Here is a 25,456-nt window from a genome sequence, read left to right on the forward strand (position 1 = left end):
ACGACCACTCGGGTGACACGTCAGCCGGCCCCACCAAGCGAAGGACCCACCACGAGATGAACACCAAGAGACTTCGTACGCTGCTCGCCTCCGTCACCGTCGCGGCGACGGCGGCGTGCGTGCTGAGCGCCTGCGGCGGCACCTCCGCCGCGGGCGGGGAGGCGGGCGAGCCCGTCCACGGCGGCACGCTCACCTTCTTCGACCCCGTCGACTACGCCGCGTGGGCGCCGACCAACTCGCTGTGGTCCAACAGCAACGTGACCGGCAACCTCGCCGAGCGGCTCATCTGGCAGGACCCCGAGACCGGCGACTTCGAGCCCTGGCTCGCCACGAGCTGGGAGGTCAGTGTCGACCACCTCGTCTACACCTTCAAGCTGCGCGACGATGTCACCTTCAGCAACGGCGACCCGCTCGATGCCGAGACCGTCAAGCTCAACTTCGACCAGCACGGCAACGGCGACGAGAAGCTCGGGATCCCTCAGGACCCGTTCTGGACCGACTACGCCGGCACGACCGCGGTCGACGAGCACACCGTGAAGGTCGAGCTGAGCAAGCCGAACGCGGCGTTCCTGCAGGTGCTCTCGAACTACCGGGCCAGCTCCATCCTGGGCAGGCCGTTCCTCGAGCAGGACCTCAACGGCCAGGGCGACCTGGAGAACTGGGTCGGCACTGGCCCCTTCGTCGTGGACCAGGTCGACGGCACCACCGGCGTGACCCTGAAGCGCCGCGACGACTACGACTGGGCGCCCGAGAGCGCCGCGCACCAGGGCAAGGCCTACCTGTCGAAGATCGTCTACAAGACCGTGCCCGAGGCCGGCACCCGGGTCGGTGCGCTGCAGTCGGGTGAGGCCCAGATCGCGCGCAACATCGCGCCCTACGACGAAGAGACCGTGGAGGCCGGGGGCGGCAAGCTCGTCGCCATCCCGGTCCAGGGCGAGACCAACGACCTCACCATCCAGGCCGGCGCCGCGGGCCCGACCCAGGATCTGCGGGTGCGCCAGGCGATCCAGGCGGCGACCGACCGCAAGGAGATCAACGAGACCGTCCTCTCCCCGAGCTACGGCATCCCGACCAGCGAGCTGGTCAAGGGGACGCCGCTGCGCGGGGACGCGAGCGACTACCTCGGCTACGACCTCGACAAGGCCACGAGCCTGCTGGACCAGGCCGGCTGGAAGGCCGGTGGCGACGGGGTCCGGGTCAAGGACGGCGAGCGGCTCAGCTTCCACCTCCGGGTGGCGCCGTTCTACCAGGTCTCCAAGTCCGTGCTCGAGCTGCTGCAGTCGCAGTGGAAGAAGGCGGGGATCGAGGTGAAGATCACCCAGCCCTCGCTCACCGACTACCAGGCCCAGGAGGCGGCGTCGCCCGCGGACTGGGTGTTCTCCCAGGGGCAGACCTCGACCGCAGAGGCCGGGGTGCTGCGTACGTCCTGGAGCATCAACCAGCAGAACTCGGCCGGCTTCACCAAGCCGGACGCGACCCTGGAGAAGCTGCTCGAGCAGCAGTCCCAGGCCTTCGACGAGAAGACCCGCAAGGACCTGATCCAGCAGGTCGAGGATCGGATCTTCTCTCAGGCGTACTCGATCCCGCTCTACGACGAGACCCAGGTCTTCGGGCTCTCCGACAAGGTCCAGGGGTTCGCCACCGAGTCGACGGCCCGGTCCTGGCTCTACGACACCTGGCTGGCGGAGTAGCCGATGCGCACCTATGTCGCGAAGCGGGTGGCCCAGGCGGTGCTGGTGCTGTGGGCCGCCTACACGCTCTCGTTCATCCTGCTCAGCGCGCTGCCGGGCGACGCGGTCAACAACCGCATCCAGGACCCGGAGAACCAGCTCTCTCCCGAGGCGGCCAAGGTGCTGCTGGAGTACTACGGCCTGGACCGTCCGCTGTGGGAGCAGTACCTGCACGGGATCGGCGCGGTCCTGCGCGGTGACCTCGGCTACTCGCTGACCAACGCGCGCCCGGTCGCCGACCTCCTGGCCGACGCGCTTCCGGCGACCGCCCAGCTCACCGGGCTCGGCCTGGTCTTCGGGGTCGGCTTCGCCGCGCTGGTCGCGGTCCTGGCCACCTACGCCCCGGTGGCCTGGGTGCGGAGCCTGGCCGGCTCGGTGCCGGCGCTGTTCGCCTCGGTGCCGACCTTCGTCGTCGGCATCGTGGTCCTGCAGTACCTCGCCTTCCGGTTCTCGCTGATCCCCTCGGTCGACGACGGCTCCTTCCTCGCCCTGCTGGCACCCGCCGCGACGCTGGGCCTGGTCATCTCCGCCTCGCTCGCCCCGGTCCTGGCCGCCTCCATCCGAGGTACGCGGCGGCAGCCGTTCGTGCACGTCCAGCATGCGAAGGGCGCCGGGGAGGCCTACATCTTCCGCAAGAACGTGCTGCGGAACTCGACGCTGCCGGTGCTGACGCTGCTGGGGCTCACCGTCGGTGAGCTGATCGCCGGATCGGTGGTGACCGAGACGGTCTACGCCCGCAAGGGCATCGGTCAGCTCGTCGTCGGGTCGGTCAACACCCAGGATCTGCCGGTCGTGCAAGGCGTGGTGCTGCTCTCCGCGGTGGCGTACGTCGCGATCAACCTCGTCGTCGACCTGGCCTACCCGCTGGTCGACCCCCGGATCCTGGTCGAGGGCAGGGCCGTCCGGGCGAGCTGGCAGAAGGAGCCGGCCGCGGCCGGGAGCAGGACCGAGGTGCGTACGCCGCGCCTCCCGGCCGAGGTGGCGATGCCATGACGACCAGCTCCTTCAGGACCGTCTCCGCCAGGGTCACCCTGGCGCTGGCGATCGGCGTGGTCGCCGTGATCCTGCTCTGGGCGGCCGTGCCGGGGCTCTTCACCGACCACGGCCCGCTCGCTGTCGACCCGCGCGCCAAGCTCCTGCCGCCCTCGGCCGAGCACCTGTTCGGAACCGACCAGCTCGGCCGGGACCAGTTCTCCCGGGTCGTGCACGGCACCCGGGCCTCGCTGACCGGCTCGGCGATCGCGGTCGCCGTGGCGGTCGTGCTCGGCTCGCTGGTGGGCGCGCTGGCCGGATGGTTCGGCGGGTTCGTCGACACGCTCGTCGGCCGCGCGATCGACGTGCTGCTCTCCATCCCCGGCTTCCTGCTGGCGATCACGATCGTGGTGGTGCTCGGCTTCGGGATCGTCCAGGCGGCGATCGCGGTCGGGCTCACCTCGGCCGCCACCTTCGCCCGGCTGATCCGCTCGGAGGTGCTCAAGGCGCGCACCAGCAACTACGTCGAGGCGGCCGTCACCAGCGGCACCTCCACCTTCGACATCCTGCGCCGCCACGTCGTGCCCAACTCGCTGGCCCCGACGCTCTCGCTGATCACCGTGCAGTTCGGGATCGCGATCATCTGGATCGCCTCGCTGAGCTTCCTGGGCCTGGGCGCCCAGCCGCCCGACCCGGAATGGGGCCGCCTCGTCTCGGACGGGCGCAGCTATATCGCCACCCGCGGCTACCTCACGCTCTGGCCGGGCCTGGTCATCGTCGCGGTCGTGCTCGCGATCAACCACATCTCCCAGCACCTGACGAGAGGACGGCAGGCATGACCGCCGACACCGCCCCGCTGCTCTCCCTCGACGAGCTCACCGTCGCCTACCGGACCGGGAAGGAGCTGAGGCAGGTCGTCGACGGGGTGAGCCTCGAGATCCTCCCCGGCCAGGTGCTGGCGCTCGTCGGCGAGTCCGGCTCGGGCAAGACCACGACGGGGCACGCGATCCTGGGGCTGCTCCCCGAGAACGGAGTCATCACCGGCGGCGTCGTCCGCTACCGCGGCGAGGAGATCCAGAGTCTCCCGCCCAAGCGGATCAGGGCGCTGCGCGGCACCGCGATCAGCCTGATCCCGCAGGACCCGACGGTCTCGCTGGATCCGGTGCGCCGTATCGGGCACCAGATCGAGGACGTGCTCGTCCTGCACACGAGCCTGGACGCCACCGCCCGCCGCAGCCGGGTGCTGGAGCTGCTCGAGCTGGTCGGCTTCGGCGACGTCGAGCAGCGCTTCGGCCAGTATCCGCACGAGCTCTCCGGCGGGATGCGCCAGCGCGTCCTGATCGCCGCCGCCCTGGCCGGCGAGCCGGACCTGATCATCGCCGACGAGCCCACCTCCGGGCTGGACGCCACCGTGCAGGCGCAGGTGCTCGACCTGATCGACGACCTGCGCCGGCGCACCGGGACCGCGGTCGTGCTGATCACCCACGACCTCGGTGTCGCCGCCGACCGCTCCGACCTCATCGGCGTGATGCGCGAGGGGCGCCTGGTCGAGGTCGGGCCGACCCGCGAGGTCCTCGACGACCCGCGAGACCCCTACACCCGACAGCTCCTGGCCAGCGTGCCCGCGCGGCTCGAGCTCGTCCGCGAGCGCGCGGGGGAGAAGGCTGCCGGCGAGAAGGACCCGGTCATCGAGGTCGCCGACCTGCGCAAGGAGTACGCCGGCTTCGCCGCCGTCGACGGCATCTCCTTCTCGGTGCGACCGGGGCGGACGCTGGCGATCGTCGGCGAGTCCGGCAGCGGCAAGTCGACCACCGCGCGGGTGCTCACCGGCCTCACCGAGGCGACCTCGGGCTCGGTCTCGCTGCTCGGCACCGAGATCACCGGCCTGTCCCGCAAGCAGTTCCGACCGCTGCGCCGCGACGTCCAGATCGTCTACCAGAACCCGTACGCCTCCTTCGACCCTCGCTTCGACGTGCACGACGTGGTCGCCGAGCCCCTGCGCGCGTTCGCCTCCGGCGCCCGTCGCGGCAGGAGCGCCCGGCGTGAGCACGAGGAGAAGGTCGTCGCCGCCCTCGAGTCGGCCGCGCTGCCCGCCGACTTCGTACGCCGCCATCCCCGCGAGCTCTCCGGGGGTCAGCGGCAGCGGGTGGCGATCGCCCGGGCCCTCGTCCTGGAGCCGAGGATCGTCGTGCTCGACGAGCCGATCTCGGCCCTCGACGTCTCGGTGCAGGCCCAGATCCTGGAGCTCCTGCGCGACCTGCAGGATCGGCTCGGTCTGACGTACCTCTTCATCTCCCACGACCTCGCCGTGGTGCGCGCGATCAGCGACGAGGTCGCGGTGATGCGGCAGGGGCGGATCGTCGAGCAGGGCGAGGTCGCCCGCGTCTTCACCGATCCGGCCCACCCCTACACCCGTCAGCTGCTCGACGCGATCGCGGGCAAGGACCTACTCGGCCGACCAGCGGCCACCGAAGGAGCTCTCCGATGACTCGTCAGCTGCACCTCAACGTCAACATCCTCAATGCCGGCGTCTTCGGCGGGTCCTGGCGCTTCCCCGGCACCGACGCGACCGCCAGCTACACCGTCGAGCACTACACCGAGATCGCCCGGAAGGCCGAGGCCGCGAAGCTCGACGCGGTCTTCCTGGCCGACGGGCCCGTGCTCGACACGAACATCCGGCACCGTCCCGGCAACAACCTGGAGCCCACCACGGTGCTGGCCCGGATCGCCGCGCAGACCGAACGGGTCGGCCTGATCGGCACCCTGTCCTCCTCCTACAACGACCCGGCCGACCTCGCCCGCCGGGTCGCCGACCTCGACCACCTCGCCGGTGGCCGCGTCGGCTGGAACGTGGTGACCACCGCCGGCCCGGTCGCCGCCCGCAACTTCGGCCGCGGGGGCGAGCCCGACCACGCGCTGCGCTACCGGCGGGCCGCGGAGTTCGTCGAGCAGGTGGTCGCGACCTGGGCGGCCCGGGACTCCTTCCCCTCGGCGCAGGGCCGTCCGGTCGTCGTCCAGGCCGGCGGCTCCAGCGACGGCCGCAGGCTCGCCTCCCGCGTCGGAGAGGTGATCTTCTCCGCCGACCAGGACCTCGACCACGCCCGGGCCTTCCGTGACGAGATCCGCCGCGGCGCAGCCGAGTTCGGACGCAGCCCCGAGGAGGTCGTGGTGCTGCCCGGCCTCTCGACGGTGGTCGGGAGCACCGAGGCCGAGGCGAAGCAGCGCCGCGAGCTGCTCGACGAGATCCTCCCCGACGCGTACGCACGGGCCCGGCTCGCCGGCCAGCTCGGGTTCTCCCTCGACGGTCTCGACGACGACGAGCCCATCCCGGCCGAGCTGCTCGTCGAGCCCGACGCCGCGGGCGGCTCGCAGACCTTCTACCGGGTGGTGAAGGACTACATCGACAAGGAGAACCCCACCCTGCGCCGGCTGCTCAAGCACCTCAGCGGAGGCGGCGGCCACCGGATCGTCGTCGGCACGCCGGAGCAGATCGCCGACGACGTCGAGCGCTGGTTCCTCGCCGGGGCGGCCGACGGCTTCAACGTCATGCCCGATGTGCTCCCCTCCGGGTTCGACCACTTCGTCGAGCAGGTCGTGCCCGAGCTGCAGCGCCGCGGCCTCTTCCGGCGCGAGTACGCCGGCACGACCCTGCGCGACCATCTCGGCCTCGGTCTGCCGCCCGTGCCCCAGGGCGTGTGGGAGCGCGCCCCGCTCGCCGTCGCCCGCTGACCTGCCCGGCCTTCCATCAACCCCCGAGGAGCTCATCATGACTCTCGCCCCACCCGTGGTCCTGCTGGACCTGGCCGTCGCCACCGCTGGCACCGGCTCCCCGTGGCTGCCCGACGCGGCCACGGCCGCCGAGGTCGCCGAGGCAGCCGAGCGCGCGGGCATCACCGCGCTCCGGATCCTCGACGAGACACCCGATGCGACCGCCCTGGACGCCACCGTCCTCGCCGGCCACCTGGCCGGCCGCACCAGCGCCCTGGCCTATCTCGTCGACGTACGCACCAGCCACCAGGCCCCGTACAACCTGGCCCGCAGACTCCTCTCGCTGGACCGGGCCACCGGCGGCCGGACCGGACTGGTGCTGCGACCCGGCGGGGGCGACGAGGTCAGCGCCGCGGTCGCACCCGACCCGGCAGCCTCCGACCCGGCGCTGCGCTGGCAGGAGTACGCCGCCATCCTGCTCCGGCTGTGGGAGAGCTTCCCCGCCGAGGCCCTCGTGGGTGATCAGGAGTCCGGGGTCTTCGTCCGCGACGAGCTGATCGCGCCGATCGCCCATGAGGGAGGCTTCTACCGGGTCGACGGAGCCCTCGACGGACCCTCCTCGGTCCAGGGGCGCCCGCTCCATGTCGTCGCCGACACCGATCTGCTCTCCTGGGACCAGATCGCCGCCACCGCGGACCTTGTCGTCGTCGACCGTGACCGGGCCGCGGGCGCCGACCAGGAGCTGGGCGCTGCGCTGCGGCGGGCCGGCCGGGAACGGGCCGACGTCGCCCTGGTCGGGAGGACCGCCGTGGATCCGGCGGTGCTCCGGTTCCCACGGGCCCTGGCCACCGATCTGCGCAGCTGGGCGGTCCGCGACGGCCTCGACGGCTTCGACCTCGTCCCGCTCGCCGAGGGAGCCAGGTCCGCCGGCGCCACCGCGCTCGCGATCCTGGAGACGCTCGTCCCGCTGATCGGGGCACGCTCCGGGGTGACCCTGCGCGAGGCCACCGGATCCACGCCGGCCCCGGCCGCCCCGGCCGCCCCGGCCGGGGCGGCCGTCGCGGGAACCGCTCCGGTGGAGGTCGCCTCGTGACCGCCGAGCTGACCGAGACCCCTGGCGACCTCGCCGCACCGGGCGGGGGAGAGGCACCGCCGACCGTCGCCGGCATCCGGGCCGGCGTCGCTCCGGTCCTGGCACGCCTGGCCGCGGGAGCCCGCAGCCGTGAGGGCACCCGTGACCACCCCTACACGGAGGTCGGTTCCCTCGCGGCGCACCGGATCACGCTCACCGGCATCGCGGCCGCCGATGGCGGCGCCGGCGGCACGCTCCGCGACGTCGTCGACCTGGTCATCGATATCGCCCGGGCCGATTCCAACGTCGCCCAGGCACTCCGCTCCAGCTTCCTCACCGCCCAGTCGGTCGCGACCAGACCGGACCTGCCCGACCGCGAGCGCACCCTGGACCGGCTGCGTGCCGGGCACCTCTTCGCCGGCACCGCCAACGAGCGCGGCGGAGCCTCGGGTGCGGTCGCGACCACGATCCGCGCCACCGACGGCGGGTTCCGGCTCACCGGCGAGAAGTACTACTCCACCGGAGGCCTCTACGCCCAGTGGTTCGGCGGCACCGCGCTGGACGAGGAGGGCAAGCTGGTCCGGTTCACGGTGCCGGCCGACCGCGACGGGGTCGAACGGCTCGACGACTTCGACGCGATCGGGCAGCGGCTGACCGCCAGCGGCACCACCCGGCTCCGGGACGTACGTATCGAGCCCGACGAGTTCGCCCGCGCCGAGGACCGCCAGCCGCGCAACCCGTGGCAGGGCTCCTTCGCCCAGCTCTACCTCGCCGCGGTCGAGGCCGGGATCGCCGCAGCCGCCTATGACGACGCGCGCTGGTTCGCCCGCGACGTCGCCCGCCCGATCAAGCACAGCCCGGCCGAGCGTACGGTCGACGACCCCTACGTGCGCCAGGTCGTCGGCGAGATCGCTGCCCGGGCCAACGCTGCCCGGGCCGTCGTCCTGCTCGCCGCGGAGACCCTCGGCGCGGTCGGCGGGGCCGGCGACGAGGAGGTGCGCGAGCGCGGCGCGGAGGCGTCGGTGGCCGTCGCCCAGGCGCAGTACGTCGCCGTCGAGTCCGCCCTGCGCGCGGCCGAGCTCGTCTTCGACGTCGGCAGCGGCTCGGCCACCGACCGCGCCCATCGCCTCGACCGGCACTGGCGCAACGCGCGCACGGTCGCGAACCACAACCCGCGCAACTGGAAGACCGCGGTGGTCGGCGGCTACCTCCTCGCCGAGGAGGACCCCCCGACCACCGGCCTGTTCTGAGCGCCACCCAGACCTGTCCCACCCGAAAGGAACCCATGTCCCTCGAACTCACCCGGCGGCTCGGCCGCACCGGCGTCCGGGTCAGCCCGCTGACGCTCGGCACCATGAACTTCGGCCGCTGGGCCGAGGAGGCCGACAGCATCCCGATCATCCACGCCGCGATCGAGGCCGGTGTCAACGTGATCGACACGGCCGACGCGTACGGCGCCGGAGGCTCGGAGAAGATCGTCGGCAAGGCCCTGCGGAAGGTCTCGGTGGCCCGTGAAGACCTCTTCCTGGCCACCAAGTTCCACGGTCAGATCGGCGAGAACCCTCAGCACGCGGGCAACAGCCGTCGCTGGATCACCCAGGCCGTCGAGGACAGCCTGCGCCGCCTCGGCACCGACTACCTCGACCTCTACCAGGCCCACCGTCCCGACCCGGACACCGATCTGCTGGAGACCCTGCACACCCTCGACGACCTGATCAGGCAGGGGAAGATCCGCTACTACGGCACCTCCGTCTTCCCGGCCCACCAGCAGGTCGAGGCGCACTGGCTCGCCGAGAAGCACGGCCTGATCGCCCCGCACACCGAGCAGCTGCCGTACTCCCTGCTGGTCCGCGGCGCCGAGCGCGAGGTCTTCCCGGTCGTGGAGAAGTACGGCGTCGGGGTGCTCAGCTACGGACCGCTGGCCGCGGGCTGGCTCAGCGGCGGCTACCGCATCGGCGCCGAGCAGCCCACCTCCGCACGGGCCGACCTGATCCCGGGCCGCTTCGACGTCGCCGCCGAGCGCAACCAGCGCAAGCTCGTCGCGGCCGACGCGCTCGCCCGCCTCGCCGAGGAGAACGGGCTCACCCTGATCGAGCTCGCCGTCGCATTCGCGCTCAACCACCCGGCCGTCAGCAGCGTCATCATCGGCCCGCGCACCGCCGACCACTTCGAGAGCTACCTCAAGGCGGCCACCGTCGAGCTGAGCGACGACGTGCTCGACCGGATCGACGAGATCGTCGACCCCGGCACCCAGTTCCTCGAGCGCGACACCGGGCGGGACACCCCGTCCCTGCAGCCGGATGCGCTGCGTCGCCGTCGCCGGCTCGCCTGACCTCCACACCGACAACCCACCACCACGACGAGAGGGTCACGATGACCGACCAGTTCCCCAACTACCAGCGAGTCCACACCGCGGCCGAGGACCGCTACGAGAAGGTCCCCTACCGGCGTACGGGCCGTTCCGGTCTGGACCTGCCCGCGATCTCCTTCGGCCTGTGGCAGAAGTTCGGCGCCGACTACCCGTTCGAGACGCAGCGGGAGATCATCCTGCACGCCTTCGACCTCGGGATCAGCCACTTCGACAACGCCAACCGCTACGGACCGCCGCACCGGGCGGCCGAGAAGACGTTCGGGCAGGTGCTGCGCCGCGAGCTGGCCGGCTACCGCGACGAGCTGGTGCTCTCCACGAAGGCCGGCGGCGTCACCGGCCCCAGCCCGTACCTCAAGGGCGGCTCCCGCAAGAACCTGCTCTCCTCGCTGGAGCACAGCCTGCGCGACCTGGGCACCGACTACGTCGACATCTTCTACCACCACACGCCGGACCTGACCACGCCGGTGGAGGAGACCGCGAGCGCGCTGGCGACCGCGGTGCGCTCGGGCAAGGCGCTCTACGTCGGCATCTCCAACTACAAGCCCGACCGGGCCGCCGCGATCGCCGACCTCCTCGACGCCGAGGGCGTGCCGCTGCTGATCCATCAGCCCCGCTACTCGATCTATGACCGCAGCATCGACCAGAACGGCCTCGCCGACCTCGCCCTGGACAAGGGCTTCGGGCTGATCGTCTACTCGCCGCTGGCCCAGGGCCTGCTCACCGACAAGTACCTGGAGACCATCCCGGACGGCGCACGGGCGCAGAACAGCACCTTCCTCTCGCCCGACGTGATCGACGAGACCTACCGCACCCGCACCGCCGAGCTGAACAAGCTCGCCGAGGCGCGCGGCCAGTCCCTGGCCCAGCTCGCCCTGCAGTGGGTGCTGCGCAACCCCGCGGTGACCTCGGCGCTGATCGGGGCCAGCTCGATCGAGCAGCTCGACCACAACGTCGTGGCGCTGGAGGCACCCGAGCTCACCGACGAGGAGCTGGCTGTCATCGACGAGTTCGGTGTCCACGGCACCGGTCTGAAGATCTGACGTACGCCATGACAGCGACGACCACCACCGGACCGACCACCGAGACCAGGGCGCGGATCGGCGCCGGAGTCGAGGACGGACGCCCGTTCCGCCTCGGCTTCCTGCTGCACCTGGACGACGACCTGCCGCCCGCGCTGGCCTACCGGCAGGCGATCACCCTCTTCCAGGAGGCCGAGCGGCTGGGCTACGACTCCGGCTGGGTCATCCACCGTCACTTCCGCCAGGGCAACGAGCACGTCTCCGCACCCCTGGTGCTGCTGGCGGCGATCGCCGAGCACACCACCACGATCGGGCTCGGCACCGGCGTCTACGTGCTGCCGCTGGAGGACCCGCTGGTCGTGGCCGAGCAGGCCGCGACCCTGGACGAGCTCAGCGGGGGACGGGTCGAGCTCGGTGTCGGGTCGGGGCCGTTCGTCACCGCCTGGGAGGCCTTCGGACGGGACCTCGAGACCCGCCACCAGCTCTACGCCCGCAGCGTCGCCCGGCTCCAGCAGGTCCTCGACGGCAAGCCGCTCAACAGCGCCGGTGAGGTGCTGCACCCGCCGGCCCCGGGACTCCGGGGCCGGCTGTGGCAGGCGACCACGTCCGACCCGGCCGTCGCGCTCGACTCGGCGGCGGCCGCCGGGAAGGTGGGCGACGGTCTCCAGCTCTCCCGCGCCACCGCCTTCAACCGCAACCAGACACCTGCCCGGCAGGCCGAGATCATCGAGGCGTTCCGGGCCGGCCATCTGGCCGCCCACCCGGACCGGGTGCCGCGGGTGCAGGTCTCCCGGGCGATCTACCCGCATCCCGAGCGGGAGGTCGCGGTCGAGGCCGTCGCGCCGGGGGCCCGCCGGTGGCAGTCGTGGATGGCTTCTCGGCAGGGGCAGCCCGAGCTGAGCGTCGAGGAGTTCCTGGAGCGCGACAACGCGCTGCTGGGGCCGGTCGACGCGGTCGCCGACGGGCTGGCCGCCGACCCGGCGCTCCGGGAGGTCACCGACCTGCTGGTCAGCTTCGTCCCCGGCGTACCACCGCTGGAGGAGCATCTGCGGCTGCTGGCCGCCTCGGCCGAGGTCGCCGGCCGGCTCGGCTGGCAGCCCGGCCCGACGGGCCACGGCCCGGAAGGGGAGGAGGACAGATGAGCTTCCACCTGGTGGCGTCGCTGATGACGCCCGGACACTTCCGCTCCGCCTGGCGGCTGCCCGCCGCCGACCCGGCGGCCCACCTCGACATCGACCACTACCAGCGGCTCGCCCGGACCGCGGACGAGGCGGGGATCGATGCGATCTTCCTCGGCGACAGCCCCGCGATCGGGCCGGACATCGCCCGCAACCCGGCCAACGGCATCGACCCGCTCGTGCTGCTCGGGAACCTGGCGGCGGTCACCGAGCGGGTCGGGGTGCTGATCACCAGCTCCACGACGTACAACTCGCCCTACAACCTGGCGCGGCGGTTCCAGGCGCTCGACATCGTCACCAAGGGCCGCGCCGCGGTGAACCTGGTGACCACCTACGCGCCGAAGGCGGCTGCCAACTTCGGGCTCGCCGAGACCCCGGACAAGCCGACGCGCTACCGCCGGGCCCATGAGTTCCTGCAGGTCGTACGCGACCTGTGGGACGGGTGGGAGGCCGGAGCGATCCTGGCCGACAAGGAGGCCGGCCGCTACGCCGACGCGGACCTCATCCACGAGACCGGTCACCGCGGCGAGTTCTTCGAGGTCGCCGGGCCGCTGCCGACACCTGCCGGTCCGCAGGGCCACCCGGTGGTGGTGCAGGCGGGCGGCTCCGAGGGCGGGCTCAGACTCGGCTCCGCGCTCGCCGACGTCATCTTCACCGTCGCCCAGACCCGAGCGAAGGCGGTCGACTTCCGCGACGACATCCGGGCACGGGCGGTAGCGGCCGGCCGCAGCGCCGACGCGGTGAAGGTCTCGCTCGGCGTCATCGTGCTGGTGGGGGAGGACGAGGCCGACGCCCACGCCCGGGCCGAGGAGCTCTACGCCACCCTGCCCCTCGACGACATCGCCCGGGCGAACCTCGCCGCCCTCGGGCTGGGCGAACGCGACCTGGACGAGCCGATCCATGCCGAGGAGCTCCGCGACGTACCCGTCGCCGAGGGCGGCTCGGCAGGCTTCCAGGTCAGCACCCGCGCACTGCTCGCCGAGCGGCCGCTCTCGGCGCGCGAGCTGGTGCGCGCCACCGCCGGCGTCCCCGGAGGCGGCCACCGTCTGGTCGTCGGCTCGGCCGAGCAGATCGCCGACGACCTCGAGGCCTGGTGGCGAGCAGGCGCCGCGGACGGCTTCACGGTCATGTACGCCGACACGGCCGTCGACTTCGACCGCTTCGCCCACCAGGTCGTGCCGATCCTCGTCGAGCGCGGCCTGTTCCGGGCGGCCACGCCCGGCACGACGCTGCGCGAGCGCCTCGGCCTGCCCCGCTGGGAGCGACACCGCGGCCGGGCCGCGGTCGACGCCTCCGCCTGACCAACACCCCCACTTCGCACGGACCGGAGAGAGACCCCATGAGTGACCTACGCAGCTCCATCGAGAACGCCACCGCGCGCGACCGCCGCAGATGGCCCTGGATCGCCGGCGCGGCAGCCGCCGTGCTCGTGCTCGCCGTGGGCGGCGGCATCGTCGCCGCACGAGGCGGTGAGGAGAGTGCCGGCGGGAGTGACGAGCCCGTGCGCGGCGGCACCCTCGAGTTCGGCCTGATCGACTACCAGCGCAGCCCCGACCCTCAGTGGGGCACCAACTACGCCGAGTCGATCATCGCCGACAACATCACCGACAAGCTGACCTGGCAGGACCCCGACACCGGGAAGATCACCCCGTGGCTGGCCACGAAGTGGGAGGTGAACGACGTGCTCACGCAGTTCACCTTCCACCTGCGTGACGACGTCACCTTCAGCGACGGCGAGCCCTTCGACGCCGCGGCCGTCAAGGCCAACTTCGACCAGTACATCAAGGGCGACCCGAAGCTCGGCATCCTCCCCAACGGCGCCACCCTCTTCCCCGGCTACGCCGGCACCGACGTCATCGACGAGCACACCGTCCGGCTCCGCTTCGAGAAGCCTCTGGGCAGCGCCCTGCAGGCGGTCTCGTTCACCGCCAACGCCGGCCCCGGCTTCCTCTCGCCCAACACCTTGAGGCTGAGCGCCGAGGAGCGCTCCGCGGACGCGACCAAGATCGTCGGGACCGGCCCGTTCGTCTACGAGTCGTGGAAAGAGCAGGACAAGACGGTGCTCGCGCGGCGCACGGGCTACGACTGGTCGCCGCCGTCGCTGAAGCACGACGGGGAGGCGTACCTCGACAAGATCGTCTTCAACACCATCCCGGAGGCAAGCGTGCGCACCGGGTCGCTCCGGTCGGGTGCCCTCGACGCGACCCTCGATGTCGGCACCACCGACGAGAAGCCGCTGAAGGACGCCGGGTTCTCGATCATCAGCCGGGGCGTCTCCGGCACCGCGATCGTGTGGAACCTCAACGCCTCGCTGTTCCCCACGAACGAGCTCGCGGTGCGCCGGGCGATCCAGCTCGGCTGGGACCGCGAGGCGGTCGAGAAGACCGTGCTGACCGACTCCTACTCGATCGCCACCTCGATCCTGGCGCCCTCGGTGACCGGCTACGTCGACCACAGCAAGGACGTGCTCCGCTACGACCCCGAGGAGGCCGCGAAGCTCCTCGACGACGCCGGCTGGAAGCCCGGTCCCGACGGGATCCGGGTCAAGAACGGCAAGAAGCTGACCATCAAGGTCGTCGGGATCAGCAACCTGGTGGCCAACAAGCCGGCCTACGAGTCGATCCAGGCCGACCTGAAGAAGATCGGCATCGACGTCCAGCTCAACGTGCTCCCGCTGGCCGACTACGCCGCCGAGCAGACCAAGGTCGCCACCGACTGGAACGCCGCCGCCGCCAACCGTTCGCGCAACGACCCGACGGTGCTCAACCTGCAGTACAACCCCGAGATCGGCAACCAGGCCTACCTCGGTGACACGACCCCCGGCATCGACGTCGCCCAGGTCACCGCCACGCTCGGCCGCCAGGAGACCACCCTCGACGACGCCAAGCGCAAGGAGTACGCCGCGGCCGCCCAGGACCTCGTGCTGGACGAGTACGCCCTGGTCAACCCGGTCTACAACCCCTCCCAGGTCATCGCCCACGCCGACTACGTGCACGGGATCGTCTTCGACGCCCAGTCCCGCAACCACTTCGTCGACACCTGGAAGAACGACTGATCCCGTGCTGCGCTATGTCGCGCTCAAGGTGGGACGGGCCGCCTTCGTGGTCTGGGCGGCGTTCACGCTGACCTTCGTCCTGCTCTACGTGCTGCCCGCGAACCCGGTGGACCTGATGTTCGATCCCGCCGAGCTCAACACGGTGACACCGGAGGTCAAGGAGCAGGTCGCCGACACGTACGGCTTCAACGACCCGGTCCTCGTGCAATACCTGGAACGGCTCTGGCACGCGCTCACCGGTGACTTCGGCAGCTCGGTCCAGTCCGGCCGCTCGGTCAGCGCCGCGATCGCCGCGGTGCTGCCCAGCACCCTGCTGCTCGCGCTCGGCGCGCTGGTGCTGGCGCTGGTGATCGCCTTCGTGATCGCCCTGGTCGCCACGGCCACCCGGCAGGAGTGGCTGCGCCGGCTCGTCGAGGCGCTGCCGACGACCGCGGTCTCGGTGCCGGTGTTCCTCTCCGGGATCCTGCTGCTGCAGGTCTTCGCGTTCCGGCTGGGCTGGTTCCCGGCCTTCGGCGACGACGGCTGGCGCAGCCTGGTGCTGCCGCTGGTCACCCTGGCGATCCCGGTCGCGGGACCGATCGCCCAGCTGCTCGTCCGCTCCTTCGCGGCCGAGCTCCACTCCGGCTACGTCACGACCAGCTGGGCCAAGGGCGCCTCCCGCGGGCAGGTGATCATCGGCGACGTCTTCCGCAACGCCAGCCTGCCCGCGCTCACGATCGCCGGGATCACCTTCGGCAACCTGATCGCCGGCTCGGTCATCACCGAGACCGTCTTCGCACGCCAGGGGATCGGCCGGATGACCCAGACCGCGATCAACACCCTCGACATCCCGGTCGTGCAGGGGATCGTCGTGCTCGTCGCGGCGAGCTTCGCGCTGATCAACCTCGTCGTCGACCTGATCTATCCGCTGCTGGACCCGCGCCTGCGGGCCACCCTCGCGACCGCCTGAGGAGCAACCCATGACCGCCGACGTTCTCAGCTCAGCGCTCGCCTCCGAGGAACCTACGCATCCGCGGAGCGCGACGCCGACACGACTGGGCAGGCTCGCCGGCCCGATGGCCGACCTGGCCCGCCAGCCGGTGCTCGTGCTCGCCTGGATCATCGTGCTGGTCGCGGTGGGCTGGGCGGTCGCCCCAGGGCTCTTCACCCACTTCAGTCCCTACGACGGCAACCCCGACGCCAGCTTCGCCCCGCCGAGCGCCGAGCACTGGTTCGGCACCGACCGGCTCGGCCGCGACCTCTACGCCAGGAGCGTCTACGGTGCCGCGACCACGCTGACCGCGACCCTGCTCGCGGTGGCGATCGCCTTCGGGATCGGTGCCCTGGTCGGGCTGGTCGCGGGCTTCGCCGGCGGCCTGGTCGACACGGTGATCATGCGAGTGGTCGACGTCTTCCTGGCCATCCCGAGCCTGCTGCTGGCGATGGTGATCGTCTCGGTGCTCGGCTACTCCACCAACAACATCGCGCTCGCGGTGGGCATCTCCTCGATCGCCTCCTTCGCCCGGGTCATGCGCGCCGAGGTGCTCAGCGTCGCCTCGCGCGACTACGTCAAGGCGGCGTACGGCCTCGGGGTCGGCCGCTTGGGCGTGGTGGTCCACCACATCGTGCCCAACTCGATGGCCTCGGTCCTGGCCCTCGCGGCGCTCGAGATCGGCACCGCCATCCTGGCCGTCGCCGGGCTCGGGTTCCTCGGCTACGGCGCGCCACCGCCCGAGCCCGAGTGGGGGCTCCTCGTCGCCGAGGGCCGTGACTTCGTCGCGGCCTACCCGTGGACGTCCCTGCTGCCCGGCGCGGCCCTCGCGGTCGTGGTGATCGCGACCCACCGCATCAGCACCTCCTTCCGGAAGGACATCGGCCGATGAGCCTCAGCTCGGACAACCCCGACCCCCTGCTCCGCATCGACGACCTGGCGATCGACTACCGCGCCGGCCGCGGCTGGGCCCCGGCCGTACGCGGCATCAGCCTGGAGGTCCGGCCCGGCGAGCTGGTCTCGCTGGTGGGAGAGTCCGGCTCCGGCAAGACGACCCTGGTCCAGGGCGCGCTCGGTCTGCTGCCGCCCTCGGCCCGGATCAGCCGGGGCACGATCGCCTACTCCGGGGTCGACGTCACCGGCTGGCCCGACAAGCGGATGAGGCTCGTGCGCGGCAACCACGTCGGGTTCATCCCGCAGGACCCCAACACCTCGCTGAACCCGGTCAAGCAGATCGGTCACCAGGTCATCGAGGCGGTCCGGTTCAACGCGCAGGAGGGGCGCCGGGACGCCGCGGCCCACCGTGAGGCGGCCCTGGAGAGCCTGCGCTCGGCCGGTCTGGCCGACGCCGAGCGGGTCTTCGAGCAGTACCCCCACGAGCTCAGCGGCGGGATGAAGCAGCGGGCCCTGATCGCCATCGCGCTGGCCGGGAAGCCGAGCGTCATCGTCGCCGACGAGCCCACCAGCGCACTGGACGTCACCGTCCAGAAGCGCATCCTCGACCACCTGGCCGGTCTGCGCGAGGAGCTCGATCTCGGGGTCCTGCTCGTCACCCACGACCTCGGTGTCGCCCTGGACCGCTCCGACCGGATCGCGGTCATGCAGGAGGGCCGGCTCGTCGAGGAGGGTGACGTCGCGCGGGTCCTCACCTCGGCCACGGACCCCTATACCCGCCGCCTCCTGGAGGCGGCACCGTCGCGGCACGAGGGCCGGCTGCGTCCCGGCGTCGTGGCCGGGTCGGCCGCCGCGACCGGTGAGCCCGCCCTGGTCGCCGAGGGTCTGACCAAGACCTACCGTCTCCGCGGCCGTGGCAGGGGGAGCGAGCTGCGCGCCCTCGACGACGCCCGGCTGCTCGTACGCCGCGGCACGACCCACGCCATCGTCGGCGAGTCCGGCGCCGGCAAGTCCACGCTGGCCGGCATCCTGGTCGGGTTCACGACGCCCGAGGGTGGCACCGTGCACGTCGACGGCACCGAGCTCACCGCGCTGGGGCGCCGGGAGTGGCGTGGCGTACGCCGTGACCTGCAGTTCGTCTTCCAGAACCCGTTCACCTCGCTGGACCCGCGATTCACCGTCAGCAGGTTGATCGCCGAGCCGCTGCGGGCCTTCGGCCTGTCCCGGACGAGGTCGGAACGGGCCGAGCGAGTCAGTGAGCTGCTGGCTGCCGTCGCGCTCGACGACAGCTACGCCCACCGGCTTCCCAGCCAGCTCTCGGGAGGCCAGCGGCAACGCGTCGCCATCGCTCGCGCACTGGCCCTCGAGCCGAAGGTGATCGTGCTCGACGAGGCGGTCAGCGCCCTCGACGTCTCGGTGCAGGCCCAGATCCTCCAGCTCCTGGTCGACCTGCAGGCCGAGCTCGGGCTGACGTATGTCTTCGTCACCCACGACCTCGGCGTGGTCAGGCTCGTGGCCGACGACGTCACCGTGATGAGGGCCGGCGCGGTCGTCGAGTCCGGGCCGGTCGCGGAGATCTTCGCGAGCCCGTCCGACGACTACACGCGTGCCCTGATCGAGGCGATCCCGGGCACGCGGCGCGCGCCGGCGCGCTGAGGCCGGTCAGGTCCCGGTCGGGCGGAGGTCCTCCTCCAGGTCGGGCGCCCAGATCGCGTGGGCGTAGGAGTCCCGGTAGGAGGTCGTCGTGGCCGAGGGCGTGCCGGTGGCGGGGGCCGCCTGGTCCTCGACGTAGAGGTCGTGGCCGATCGCGCCGACCAGGCGCGGGATGCCGGTGGCCAGGCTCATCACGTCACCGACCGGGATCCCGAAGCTGAGTCCTGCCGCTGCCGAGAAGACGTGGACGCGGCCGAGCCAGGGCGCGTCGCCCGCCGACCTCTCGGTCAGCTCGTAGCCGTCACCGAGGTAGGGCCAGCGAGCGAGCTCGTCGTGGGCGAGGTCCGCCGGCGGCTGGTAGCGGTCGCCCCAGGTCGCGATGTCTGCGGCCAGCCGGGCGAGCTCGGGGCGGGTGCTCGGATCGTACTGGTAGCCGGTGCCGGCGATCACCAGATCGACCTCGTGGACGCCGTCGGCGGCCTCGGCGATGATCCGGTCGCCGATCGCCGTGGCGGTGTGCCACTCGGCGTCGAGGTGGACGTGGAAGTTGTCGAAGGCGGCAGCGCGCTGCACCGACTCGAGGGTGCAGCTGCGCCCGGCCCGTGCCTGGGTCACCTTTCGTTGCCAGCGGTCCGCGTCGCTGAGGCGGTGGAAGCTCTCCCGTGCGCCGAGCGTGAGGCCACCGACCACGCCGGGGCCCTGCACGACGAGCTCGTCGCGGCGTACGAAGAGGTGGACCTCGGCCGCACCGGACTCCAGCGCGGCTCCGGCGATGTCGAGCGCCGAGGCGCCCCCGCCCAGCACCGCGACCCGGCGCCCGGCGAGCGCGGTGAGGTCGATCCGGTCCGCCGTGTGCGCCTTCAGATGGGCGGGCAGCTCGGCGAGGGCCGCCGGGTAGGCGGGCCCGCCGGTGCTCTCGACGCCGTTGGCGAGCACCAGCTTGCGCGTCGTCTCGGTCCGGCGGTGCCGGGCGCCGGCCGCGTCGGTGACCTCGAGGCTGACCCTCAGGTACCTCGGGCCCGGTTCGACGTCGAGCAGCCTGGTGCGGTGCCTCACCGGCACCTCCACGACCTGCTCGATCCAGTCGACGTAGTCCGCCCAGGTCGTGCGCGGGATCCGGTCGAGGCCCTCGTACGCCGCTCGCCCATGGAGCCGGGTGAACCAGCTGCGGAAGCTCAGCTCGGGGAAGCCGAACTCGGGGTCCGGCCAGATCTTCGGTGTCCGGAGTCGCCGCATCCGGGCGATGCTGCGCCACACGCCCTTCTCGCCGGGAGCGGCGGCGTCGATCACCGACACGCGGCTGATCCCGAACCGTCGCAGCGCGAACCCGACCCCGAGCCCGGCCTGTCCGGCGCCGACGACCAGCACGTCGTGGTCGGTCCCGCTCTCGCGAACCCATGGTGTCGGGGGCGGCCCGAAGAGGTCGCGGACGTGGGCGGTGTGGTCGGTGAGGGCGTCGCTCATTTAAGTAGAGTAACTCACGTGACTAAAACATATTGATCGTCTCGGAATCAGGTGCTCGCCCAGCCGGCGGCCTCGGCGCTCAGGTGTCGGCGGACGTGGTCGACCGCCGGCGCCGGCTCGGGGCCTGTCGCCAGCCAGAGGGTGTTGAGCGGCCCGAACCTGGGTTCGTGGAGGCGTACGACGGTGCCGTCGGCGAGGGCTCCGTCGACCAGGTAGCGGGGCAGCACCGAGGCGCCGATGCCGGCGACGACGGCGCGGAGGATGCCGCGCAGGTCGGGCAGGACGAGCGCGGTGCGGTTGGTGGGGCGCTCCTCGAACTCGGTGAGCCAGTAGCGCCGGATGATCGGGAGGTCGGGGGAGTAGGCCGCCAGCGGCACAGCGGCGAGGGCGCGCACCGGGTCCTGGGCGAGGTCGGTGGGGTCGACCTGTGCCGCGAGCGCCGGCGCCGCGACGAGGAGGAACTCCTCATCGACCAGCACGGTCGACCGAAGGTGCTCGTCGGTGGGGCGTACGGAGGAGACGACGAGGTCGAGGCGGTCGGCGGAGAGGTCGTCGAGGAGACCCTGGGCCAAGCCGGTCGTCACGGCCACGTCGAGGCCCTCGCGCACGAGCGGCGCCAGGGCGGGTACGACCCGGGTGGCCATCACATCGGCGGCGCCGCCGATCCGGAGGCTCGCGGGTCCGATCGCCGGCTCGGTGCCGACCGCGCCGCGGAGCTGGTCGACCAGCGGCGTGATCCGGGCAGCGAGCGCGTCGGCCCGTCCTGTCGGAACCAGGCCGGTGCGGGAGCGCTCGAACAGGGTGGCGCCGAGCTCGTGCTCGAGCTTGCGGACCCGCGCGGTCACGGCGGGCTGGGAGAGGTCGAGCCGACGGGCCGCGGCGCTGATCGACCGCTCCCGGTAGGCGTGCGCGAACGCTTCCCAGAGATCGAGCGAGGTCATAGAAATCATTATGACCTCACCCGTCGCCCCGGGAGTGAAGCAGGAGATGGCCGTCGTTAGGTCATCGACAAACCACAACCTGGAGGAACAACTCGTGACACGCGTACTGATGGTCGTCTCGGCGGCCGACACCCTCGTCCTCGCCGATGGCACCGAGCACCCGACCGGCTACTGGGCCGAAGAGGTCGCCGCCTCCCATGAGACGCTCGCCGGAGCCGGCGTCGAGATCGACATCGCCACTCCGGGCGGAAGGGCGCCGACCGTCGATGCGCTCTCGCTCAGCGAGCAGGGCGGGGTCCAGCCCGAGGACGCCGAGCGCTTCGGTGCCTACCTGGCGACCCTCGAGGAGCAGCTCGCCCACCCGCTCGTGCTCACCGACATCGACCCCTCGGCCTACGACGCCGTCTACATCCCCGGCGGCCACGCCCCGATGGCGGACCTGGTCGAGGACTCCTCGCTCGCCACGCTCCTGGCCGCCACCGACGCGGCCGGACGGCCGGTCGTCGCGCTCTGCCATGGCGTCGCCGGTCTCCTCGCCGCCACCGGCGAGGGTGGCTGGCTCTTCGGTGGGCGCCGGATGACCGGGTTCACCGACACCGAGGAGCAGCAGGGAGGCTACGGCGACAGCATCCCGTTCTCGGTCGAGCAGCGGATGCGCGACGCCGGTGGCATCGTCGAGACCGGTGAGCCCTGGAGCGACACGGTCGTCGTCGACGGCACCCTGATCACCGGCCAGAACCCTCAGTCCAGCGTCTCGACCGCGAAGGCCCTCCTGGAGCGGCTCGCCTGAACGTACTGGTCCACCATCACAAGGCGACTTCGTCACCGTCGGTGTCGAAGTCGGCCTCGATGATGGAGCGCTCGAGCTTGCTGAGCAGCCGGGCGAGCTCGTCGCGCTCCTCCCTCGTGAGGTGGTGGAGCAGGGCGTTCTCGGCGCGCAGGTGGTCCTCGATCGCGCGGTTGATCACCTCGAGACCCTGGTCGGTGAGCTGGGAGTAGACGACGCGGCGGTCCTCGGCGTCGCGCTGGCGGGTGATCAGCCCGGCGGCCTCGAGCCGGTCGAGCCGGAAGGTCACGCCGGCCGAGGAGAGCAGCGAGCCGCTCGCGAGGTCGCGGCCGGCCTTGCGATAGGGCGCGCCCGCGCGACGCAGCGCGGCGAGGACGTCGAACGAGGCCGAGTTGAGGTCGTGGCGGCCGAAGACCTGGGTCAGGACCGACTGGTAGCGCAGGTAGATCCGGTGCACCCTCCCGAACAGCGCGATGGGAGAGGGGTCGAGGTCGGGACGCTCGTGTGTCCACTGGGAGACGATCGCGTCGACCGCATCATCACCGCTCGAGGACTGGTTGACGCCGGATCCGGTGTGACTCATGGTCGCAGTGTACGAGCCGACTCGGGCTCCGCGAGACAGGAAGTTAACACAGAGGGGGTTGACGGCGGATCGTGACGCACCGCACACTCTTAGGACTTAACGATTAAGCACTTAGCAATTACGCGTGCCGAGTGCGTGAACCGAAAGTTCCCCTCACATGGTCAACATCACCCCGGTGCCGCCGGCTGTCACGGCGGAGCAGATCAGTGCCAGGCTCGAGCGCCTTCCGCTCTCGCGCTGGCACGTCAAGACCCGCGTGCTCGTCGGCGTGGCCACCTTCTTCGACGGTTTCGACCAGCTGATGATCGCCTACGCGCTGCCGGTGCTCATCCCGTTCTTCGGCCTCGACCCGGGGATGATCGCCTGGACGATCGCCATCGGCGGCATCGGGATGCTGCTCGGCGCGCTCGCCGGCGGCTGGGCGGCCGACAGGGTCGGCCGTGTCCCGGTCCTCGTCGGGTCGCTGGTGCTGTACGCCGTCATGAGCCTGCTGATGGCAGGCACCTCCACGCTCTGGATCTTCCTGGTGCTCCGGTTCGTCCAGGGCTTCGGGCTCGGTGCGGAGGTCCCGGTCGCGGCGACGTACATCGGCGAGATCACCCGCGCCCACCGCCGCGGTCGCTTCGTGCTGATCTACGAGCTGATCTTCCCCGCCGGCCTGGTGGCCTCGGCGCTGGTGGCGGCCTGGGTCGTTCCCGCCTTCGGCTGGCGCTGGCTGTTCGCGCTCGGCGCCATCCCGCTGATCCTGGTGCCGTTCATGCGTCGCGTGCCGGAGTCGCCCCGCTGGCTCGCCGCGCGCGGCCGCCTGGACGAGGCCGACCGGGCGACGCGCCGGATCGAGGCGGAGGTCGCCGCTCAGAAGGGTGAGCTGCCCGAGCCTGAGACCGGTGCGACACAGGCGGTCCGCCAGGGCCGGGCCCGCCTCGAGGAGCTGTTCCAGGGCGTCTACCTGCGGCGCACGCTGATGCTGGCGACCGCCTGGCTCACGGCGTACTTCGTCAACTACGGCATCGCCGCCTGGCTGCCCACCATCTACGGCCGCGTCTTCCACCTCGACGTCGACACCGCGCTGCGCTACAGCGTCGCCACCAGCGTCGCCGGCATCCTCGGCTGCATCGTCATCGCGCTGACCATCGACGTCGTCGGGCGCCGGGTCGCGATCACGGTCGCGATGCTGGGCAGCGCGGCGACCCTGTTCGTGCTCGCCTCGACCGGAGCGACCAGCGCGGGCACCGTGCTGGTCTGGTCGGCGGCCTCGGCGATGTGCATCTTCGCGGTCAACCTCGCGCTGTACGTCTACACCGCGGAGCTCTACCCGACCAGGATGCGGGCGCTCGGCGTCAGTGTCGGCGGGGCGTTCGGCCGGCTCGGGATCATCGTCGGCCCGCTGGTCGTCGGCGGCCTGATCGGCCGCGGGTTCTCGATCGCCGACGTGTTCGTCGTGATGGGCGCGGTCGCGGTCGTCGGCGCGCTCACCACGGTCGTGTTCGCGGTCGAGACCCGGGAGCGTACGTTGGAGGAGATCTCCCAGTGAGTGCTGTGGACCGGACGAACGTGGTCGTCCCGGCCGACGAGATCCTGGTCGCGGGGGAGTGGCGTCGCGGCGGCGGACCGGGGTCGGAGAGCATCGACCCCGCCGACGGCAGCGTGATCACGACGGTGCACCACGCCACCGAGGCCGACGTCGACGAGGCGGTCACCCGCGGGGCCGAGGCGGCCGCGGTGTGGGGCAGGCGGCTCCCGCACGAGCGGGCGCGTCACCTGCACCGGATCGCCGACGGGATCGAGGGTTCGGCCGAGCGTCTCGCCCGGCTACAGACCAGGGACACCGGCAAGACGCTGACCGAGACCTCGGCGCTGGTCGCCAGTGCCGCCGGCACCTTCCGATACGTGGCGGCCGCGCTGGAGACCTTCGACGAGGAGCTGACCGCGCCGCGGGGGAGCTCGCTCACGATGAGCGTCCACGAGCCGATCGGGGTCGTCGGCGCGATCACCCCGTGGAACTCGCCGATCGCCAGCGACGCCCAGAAGATCGCGCCGGCCCTGGCCGCCGGGAACGCGGTCGTGCTCAAGCCGGCCGAGTGGACGCCGCTGGTCTCGCTCGCCCTGGGCCGCATCATCACCGAATCGGGGCTCCCGCCCGGCCTGGTCTCCGTCCTTCCCGGCAGGGGATCGGTCGCCGGTGACGCGATCGTGCGCCATCCCGGCGTCGGCAAGGTCTCCTTCACCGGCGGGACGACGACCGGCCGCCTCATTGCCCATGCCGCCGCCGACAAGCTGATGCCGGTCACGCTCGAGCTGGGCGGCAAGTCGCCGACCATCGTCTTCGAGGACGCCGACATCGAGGCCGCGATCGCCGGGATCCTGTTCGGCATCTACTCCAGCTCCGGGCAGAGCTGCATCGCCGGCTCCCGGCTGTTCCTGCCCGCCGGCCGTGCCGAGGAGTTCCTCGAGCGCCTGGTCAAGGCGGTGGCGCGGCTGCGCGTCGGTCACGGGCTCGACCCGGCCACCCAGGTGGCGCCGCTGGTCCATCATCGGCATCGCGACAGCGTGGCCGGTCATGTGGAGCGTGCCTGCGCGGCCGGCGGGGAGGTGCTGGTCGGCGGCGGGGTGCCCGAGGGCGACGCGTACGCCGCTGGTGCCTACTACCTGCCGACGGTCGTCGCCGGCCTGGACAACTCCTCGCCGACCTGCCAGGAGGAGATCTTCGGGCCGGTCCTCTCGGTGCTCACCTACGACGACGAGGACGACCTGGTCGCCCGCGCGAACGACTCGGTCTACGGGCTGGCGTGCGGCCTGTGGACCCGTGACTACCGGACGGCCTGGCGGGTGGCCCGCCGGATCGACGCCGGCACGGTGTGGATCAACACCTACAAGCAGTTCAGCATCTCCACCCCGTTCAGCGGGATGAAGGAGAGCGGCCTCGGCACCGAGAAGGGCCGTCGCGGCATCGCGGAGTACACGCGCCAGAAGAGCCTCTACTGGGGGCTCGACGAGGCCCCGCACCCCTGGGCCGGCTGACCCAGCGCGTCACGAAGAGGGCCTCGAGGTGATCTGGG

At 71.8% G+C, this 25,456-nt stretch carries 21 protein-coding genes; 18 read left to right on the forward strand and 3 right to left on the reverse strand.

Translation table 11 applies throughout. From position 1 onward, the window contains the following. The first annotated feature begins 56 nt into the window (after positions 1-56). The 15 genes from ACZ6WN_RS17560 to ACZ6WN_RS17630 are packed head-to-tail and all read left to right on the forward strand — an operon-like array spanning position 57 to position 18,625. Positions 57-1,691: an ABC transporter substrate-binding protein gene (locus ACZ6WN_RS17560; protein ID WP_465866306.1), complete on the forward strand. Its 1,635-nt coding sequence runs from the start codon at positions 57-59 to the stop codon at positions 1,689-1,691. Positions 1,692-1,694: 3 nt separating this feature from the next. Then, a complete protein-coding gene (locus tag ACZ6WN_RS17565) occupies positions 1,695-2,723 on the forward strand; it encodes an ABC transporter permease (protein WP_465866308.1) in 1,029 nt (342 codons plus the stop codon). Further along, a complete protein-coding gene (locus ACZ6WN_RS17570; protein WP_465866310.1) occupies positions 2,720-3,541 on the forward strand; it encodes an ABC transporter permease in 822 nt (273 codons plus the stop codon). Before ACZ6WN_RS17565 ends, ACZ6WN_RS17570 begins: the two co-directional genes overlap by 4 nt. After that, a complete protein-coding gene (locus ACZ6WN_RS17575) occupies positions 3,538-5,190 on the forward strand; it encodes a dipeptide ABC transporter ATP-binding protein (protein WP_465866312.1) in 1,653 nt (550 codons plus the stop codon). The genes ACZ6WN_RS17570 and ACZ6WN_RS17575 overlap by 4 nt, the downstream gene beginning before the upstream one ends. Beyond that, positions 5,187-6,431: an LLM class flavin-dependent oxidoreductase gene (locus ACZ6WN_RS17580; protein ID WP_465866314.1), complete on the forward strand. Its 1,245-nt coding sequence runs from the start codon at positions 5,187-5,189 to the stop codon at positions 6,429-6,431. The genes ACZ6WN_RS17575 and ACZ6WN_RS17580 overlap by 4 nt, the downstream gene beginning before the upstream one ends. Before the next feature lie 37 nt (positions 6,432-6,468). Next, positions 6,469-7,503: an LLM class flavin-dependent oxidoreductase gene (locus ACZ6WN_RS17585; protein WP_465866316.1), complete on the forward strand. Its 1,035-nt coding sequence runs from the start codon at positions 6,469-6,471 to the stop codon at positions 7,501-7,503. Beyond that, positions 7,500-8,732, forward strand: a complete 1,233-nt coding sequence (locus tag ACZ6WN_RS17590) for an acyl-CoA dehydrogenase family protein (RefSeq protein WP_465866317.1) — start codon at positions 7,500-7,502, stop codon at positions 8,730-8,732. The genes ACZ6WN_RS17585 and ACZ6WN_RS17590 overlap by 4 nt, the downstream gene beginning before the upstream one ends. Before the next feature lie 35 nt (positions 8,733-8,767). After that, complete coding sequence (locus ACZ6WN_RS17595) at positions 8,768-9,814, forward strand: aldo/keto reductase (protein WP_465866318.1); 1,047 nt, start codon at positions 8,768-8,770, stop codon at positions 9,812-9,814. Between the two features lie 41 nt (positions 9,815-9,855). Continuing rightward, entirely contained in the window at positions 9,856-10,893 is a 1,038-nt protein-coding gene (locus ACZ6WN_RS17600) for an aldo/keto reductase (protein ID WP_465866320.1), read from the forward strand. 8 nt (positions 10,894-10,901) lie between these two features. Continuing rightward, positions 10,902-12,014 (forward strand): LLM class flavin-dependent oxidoreductase, encoded by a 1,113-nt coding sequence (locus ACZ6WN_RS17605; RefSeq protein ID WP_465866322.1) that lies wholly within the window; start codon positions 10,902-10,904, stop codon positions 12,012-12,014. Continuing rightward, positions 12,011-13,351, forward strand: a complete 1,341-nt coding sequence (locus ACZ6WN_RS17610) for an NtaA/DmoA family FMN-dependent monooxygenase (RefSeq protein WP_465866324.1) — start codon at positions 12,011-12,013, stop codon at positions 13,349-13,351. Before ACZ6WN_RS17605 ends, ACZ6WN_RS17610 begins: the two co-directional genes overlap by 4 nt. Before the next feature lie 38 nt (positions 13,352-13,389). Continuing rightward, a complete protein-coding gene (locus ACZ6WN_RS17615) occupies positions 13,390-15,105 on the forward strand; it encodes an ABC transporter substrate-binding protein (RefSeq protein ID WP_465866325.1) in 1,716 nt (571 codons plus the stop codon). A 4-nt stretch (positions 15,106-15,109) separates the two neighbouring features. Next, entirely contained in the window at positions 15,110-16,054 is a 945-nt protein-coding gene (locus ACZ6WN_RS17620; RefSeq protein WP_465866327.1) for an ABC transporter permease, read from the forward strand. 10 nt (positions 16,055-16,064) lie between these two features. Continuing rightward, positions 16,065-16,967: an ABC transporter permease gene (locus ACZ6WN_RS17625; RefSeq protein ID WP_465866329.1), complete on the forward strand. Its 903-nt coding sequence runs from the start codon at positions 16,065-16,067 to the stop codon at positions 16,965-16,967. Next, positions 16,964-18,625, forward strand: coding sequence for a dipeptide ABC transporter ATP-binding protein (locus tag ACZ6WN_RS17630; RefSeq protein ID WP_465866331.1), 1,662 nt, complete (start codon positions 16,964-16,966; stop codon positions 18,623-18,625). Before ACZ6WN_RS17625 ends, ACZ6WN_RS17630 begins: the two co-directional genes overlap by 4 nt. A gap of 6 nt (positions 18,626-18,631) precedes the next feature. On the opposite strand, the gene ACZ6WN_RS17635 is transcribed toward ACZ6WN_RS17630, so the two are convergent. Further along, positions 18,632-20,086 carry a SidA/IucD/PvdA family monooxygenase gene (locus tag ACZ6WN_RS17635; RefSeq protein WP_465866332.1) on the reverse strand — a complete coding sequence of 485 codons (1,455 nt, stop codon included), beginning with the start codon at positions 20,084-20,086 and terminating at the stop codon, positions 18,632-18,634. A 47-nt stretch (positions 20,087-20,133) separates the two neighbouring features. Next, the gene (locus tag ACZ6WN_RS17640; RefSeq protein WP_465866333.1) at positions 20,134-21,027 is read right to left on the reverse strand and encodes a LysR family transcriptional regulator; all 894 of its coding nucleotides are present in this window, start codon (positions 21,025-21,027) and stop codon (positions 20,134-20,136) included. Positions 21,028-21,121: 94 nt separating this feature from the next. Between ACZ6WN_RS17640 and ACZ6WN_RS17645 the strand changes: the two genes are divergently transcribed. Further along, positions 21,122-21,817, forward strand: coding sequence for a type 1 glutamine amidotransferase domain-containing protein (locus tag ACZ6WN_RS17645; protein ID WP_465866335.1), 696 nt, complete (start codon positions 21,122-21,124; stop codon positions 21,815-21,817). Positions 21,818-21,833: 16 nt separating this feature from the next. Here the strand turns inward: ACZ6WN_RS17645 and ACZ6WN_RS17650 are convergent, their stop codons facing one another. Then, entirely contained in the window at positions 21,834-22,397 is a 564-nt protein-coding gene (locus tag ACZ6WN_RS17650) for a MarR family winged helix-turn-helix transcriptional regulator (RefSeq protein ID WP_465866337.1), read from the reverse strand. Between the two features lie 157 nt (positions 22,398-22,554). Here ACZ6WN_RS17650 and ACZ6WN_RS17655 point away from each other — a divergent pair, with 157 nt between their 5' ends. Together ACZ6WN_RS17655 and ACZ6WN_RS17660 are read left to right on the forward strand one after the other, a co-directional pair. Continuing rightward, complete coding sequence (locus tag ACZ6WN_RS17655) at positions 22,555-23,931, forward strand: MFS transporter (protein ID WP_465866339.1); 1,377 nt, start codon at positions 22,555-22,557, stop codon at positions 23,929-23,931. Then, positions 23,928-25,418, forward strand: a complete 1,491-nt coding sequence (locus ACZ6WN_RS17660; protein WP_465866341.1) for an aldehyde dehydrogenase — start codon at positions 23,928-23,930, stop codon at positions 25,416-25,418. Before ACZ6WN_RS17655 ends, ACZ6WN_RS17660 begins: the two co-directional genes overlap by 4 nt. Positions 25,419-25,456 lie beyond the last annotated feature (38 nt).

The organism is Nocardioides sp. NPDC054178, from assembly GCF_055585005.1.

Coding starts and splice junctions, on each gene's coding strand:
- ACZ6WN_RS17560 (WP_465866306.1), top strand. CDS start 57: ATGAACACCAAGAGACTTCGTACGCTGCTCGCCTCCGTCACCGTCGCG.
- ACZ6WN_RS17565 (WP_465866308.1), top strand. CDS start 1,695: ATGCGCACCTATGTCGCGAAGCGGGTGGCCCAGGCGGTGCTGGTGCTG.
- ACZ6WN_RS17570 (WP_465866310.1), top strand. CDS start 2,720: ATGACGACCAGCTCCTTCAGGACCGTCTCCGCCAGGGTCACCCTGGCG.
- ACZ6WN_RS17575 (WP_465866312.1), top strand. CDS start 3,538: ATGACCGCCGACACCGCCCCGCTGCTCTCCCTCGACGAGCTCACCGTC.
- ACZ6WN_RS17580 (WP_465866314.1), top strand. CDS start 5,187: ATGACTCGTCAGCTGCACCTCAACGTCAACATCCTCAATGCCGGCGTC.
- ACZ6WN_RS17585 (WP_465866316.1), top strand. CDS start 6,469: ATGACTCTCGCCCCACCCGTGGTCCTGCTGGACCTGGCCGTCGCCACC.
- ACZ6WN_RS17595 (WP_465866318.1), top strand. CDS start 8,768: ATGTCCCTCGAACTCACCCGGCGGCTCGGCCGCACCGGCGTCCGGGTC.
- ACZ6WN_RS17600 (WP_465866320.1), top strand. CDS start 9,856: ATGACCGACCAGTTCCCCAACTACCAGCGAGTCCACACCGCGGCCGAG.
- ACZ6WN_RS17605 (WP_465866322.1), top strand. CDS start 10,902: ATGACAGCGACGACCACCACCGGACCGACCACCGAGACCAGGGCGCGG.
- ACZ6WN_RS17610 (WP_465866324.1), top strand. CDS start 12,011: ATGAGCTTCCACCTGGTGGCGTCGCTGATGACGCCCGGACACTTCCGC.
- ACZ6WN_RS17615 (WP_465866325.1), top strand. CDS start 13,390: ATGAGTGACCTACGCAGCTCCATCGAGAACGCCACCGCGCGCGACCGC.
- ACZ6WN_RS17625 (WP_465866329.1), top strand. CDS start 16,065: ATGACCGCCGACGTTCTCAGCTCAGCGCTCGCCTCCGAGGAACCTACG.
- ACZ6WN_RS17630 (WP_465866331.1), top strand. CDS start 16,964: ATGAGCCTCAGCTCGGACAACCCCGACCCCCTGCTCCGCATCGACGAC.
- ACZ6WN_RS17635 (WP_465866332.1), bottom strand. CDS start 20,086: ATGAGCGACGCCCTCACCGACCACACCGCCCACGTCCGCGACCTCTTC.
- ACZ6WN_RS17640 (WP_465866333.1), bottom strand. CDS start 21,027: ATGACCTCGCTCGATCTCTGGGAAGCGTTCGCGCACGCCTACCGGGAG.
- ACZ6WN_RS17650 (WP_465866337.1), bottom strand. CDS start 22,397: ATGAGTCACACCGGATCCGGCGTCAACCAGTCCTCGAGCGGTGATGAT.
- ACZ6WN_RS17655 (WP_465866339.1), top strand. CDS start 22,555: ATGGTCAACATCACCCCGGTGCCGCCGGCTGTCACGGCGGAGCAGATC.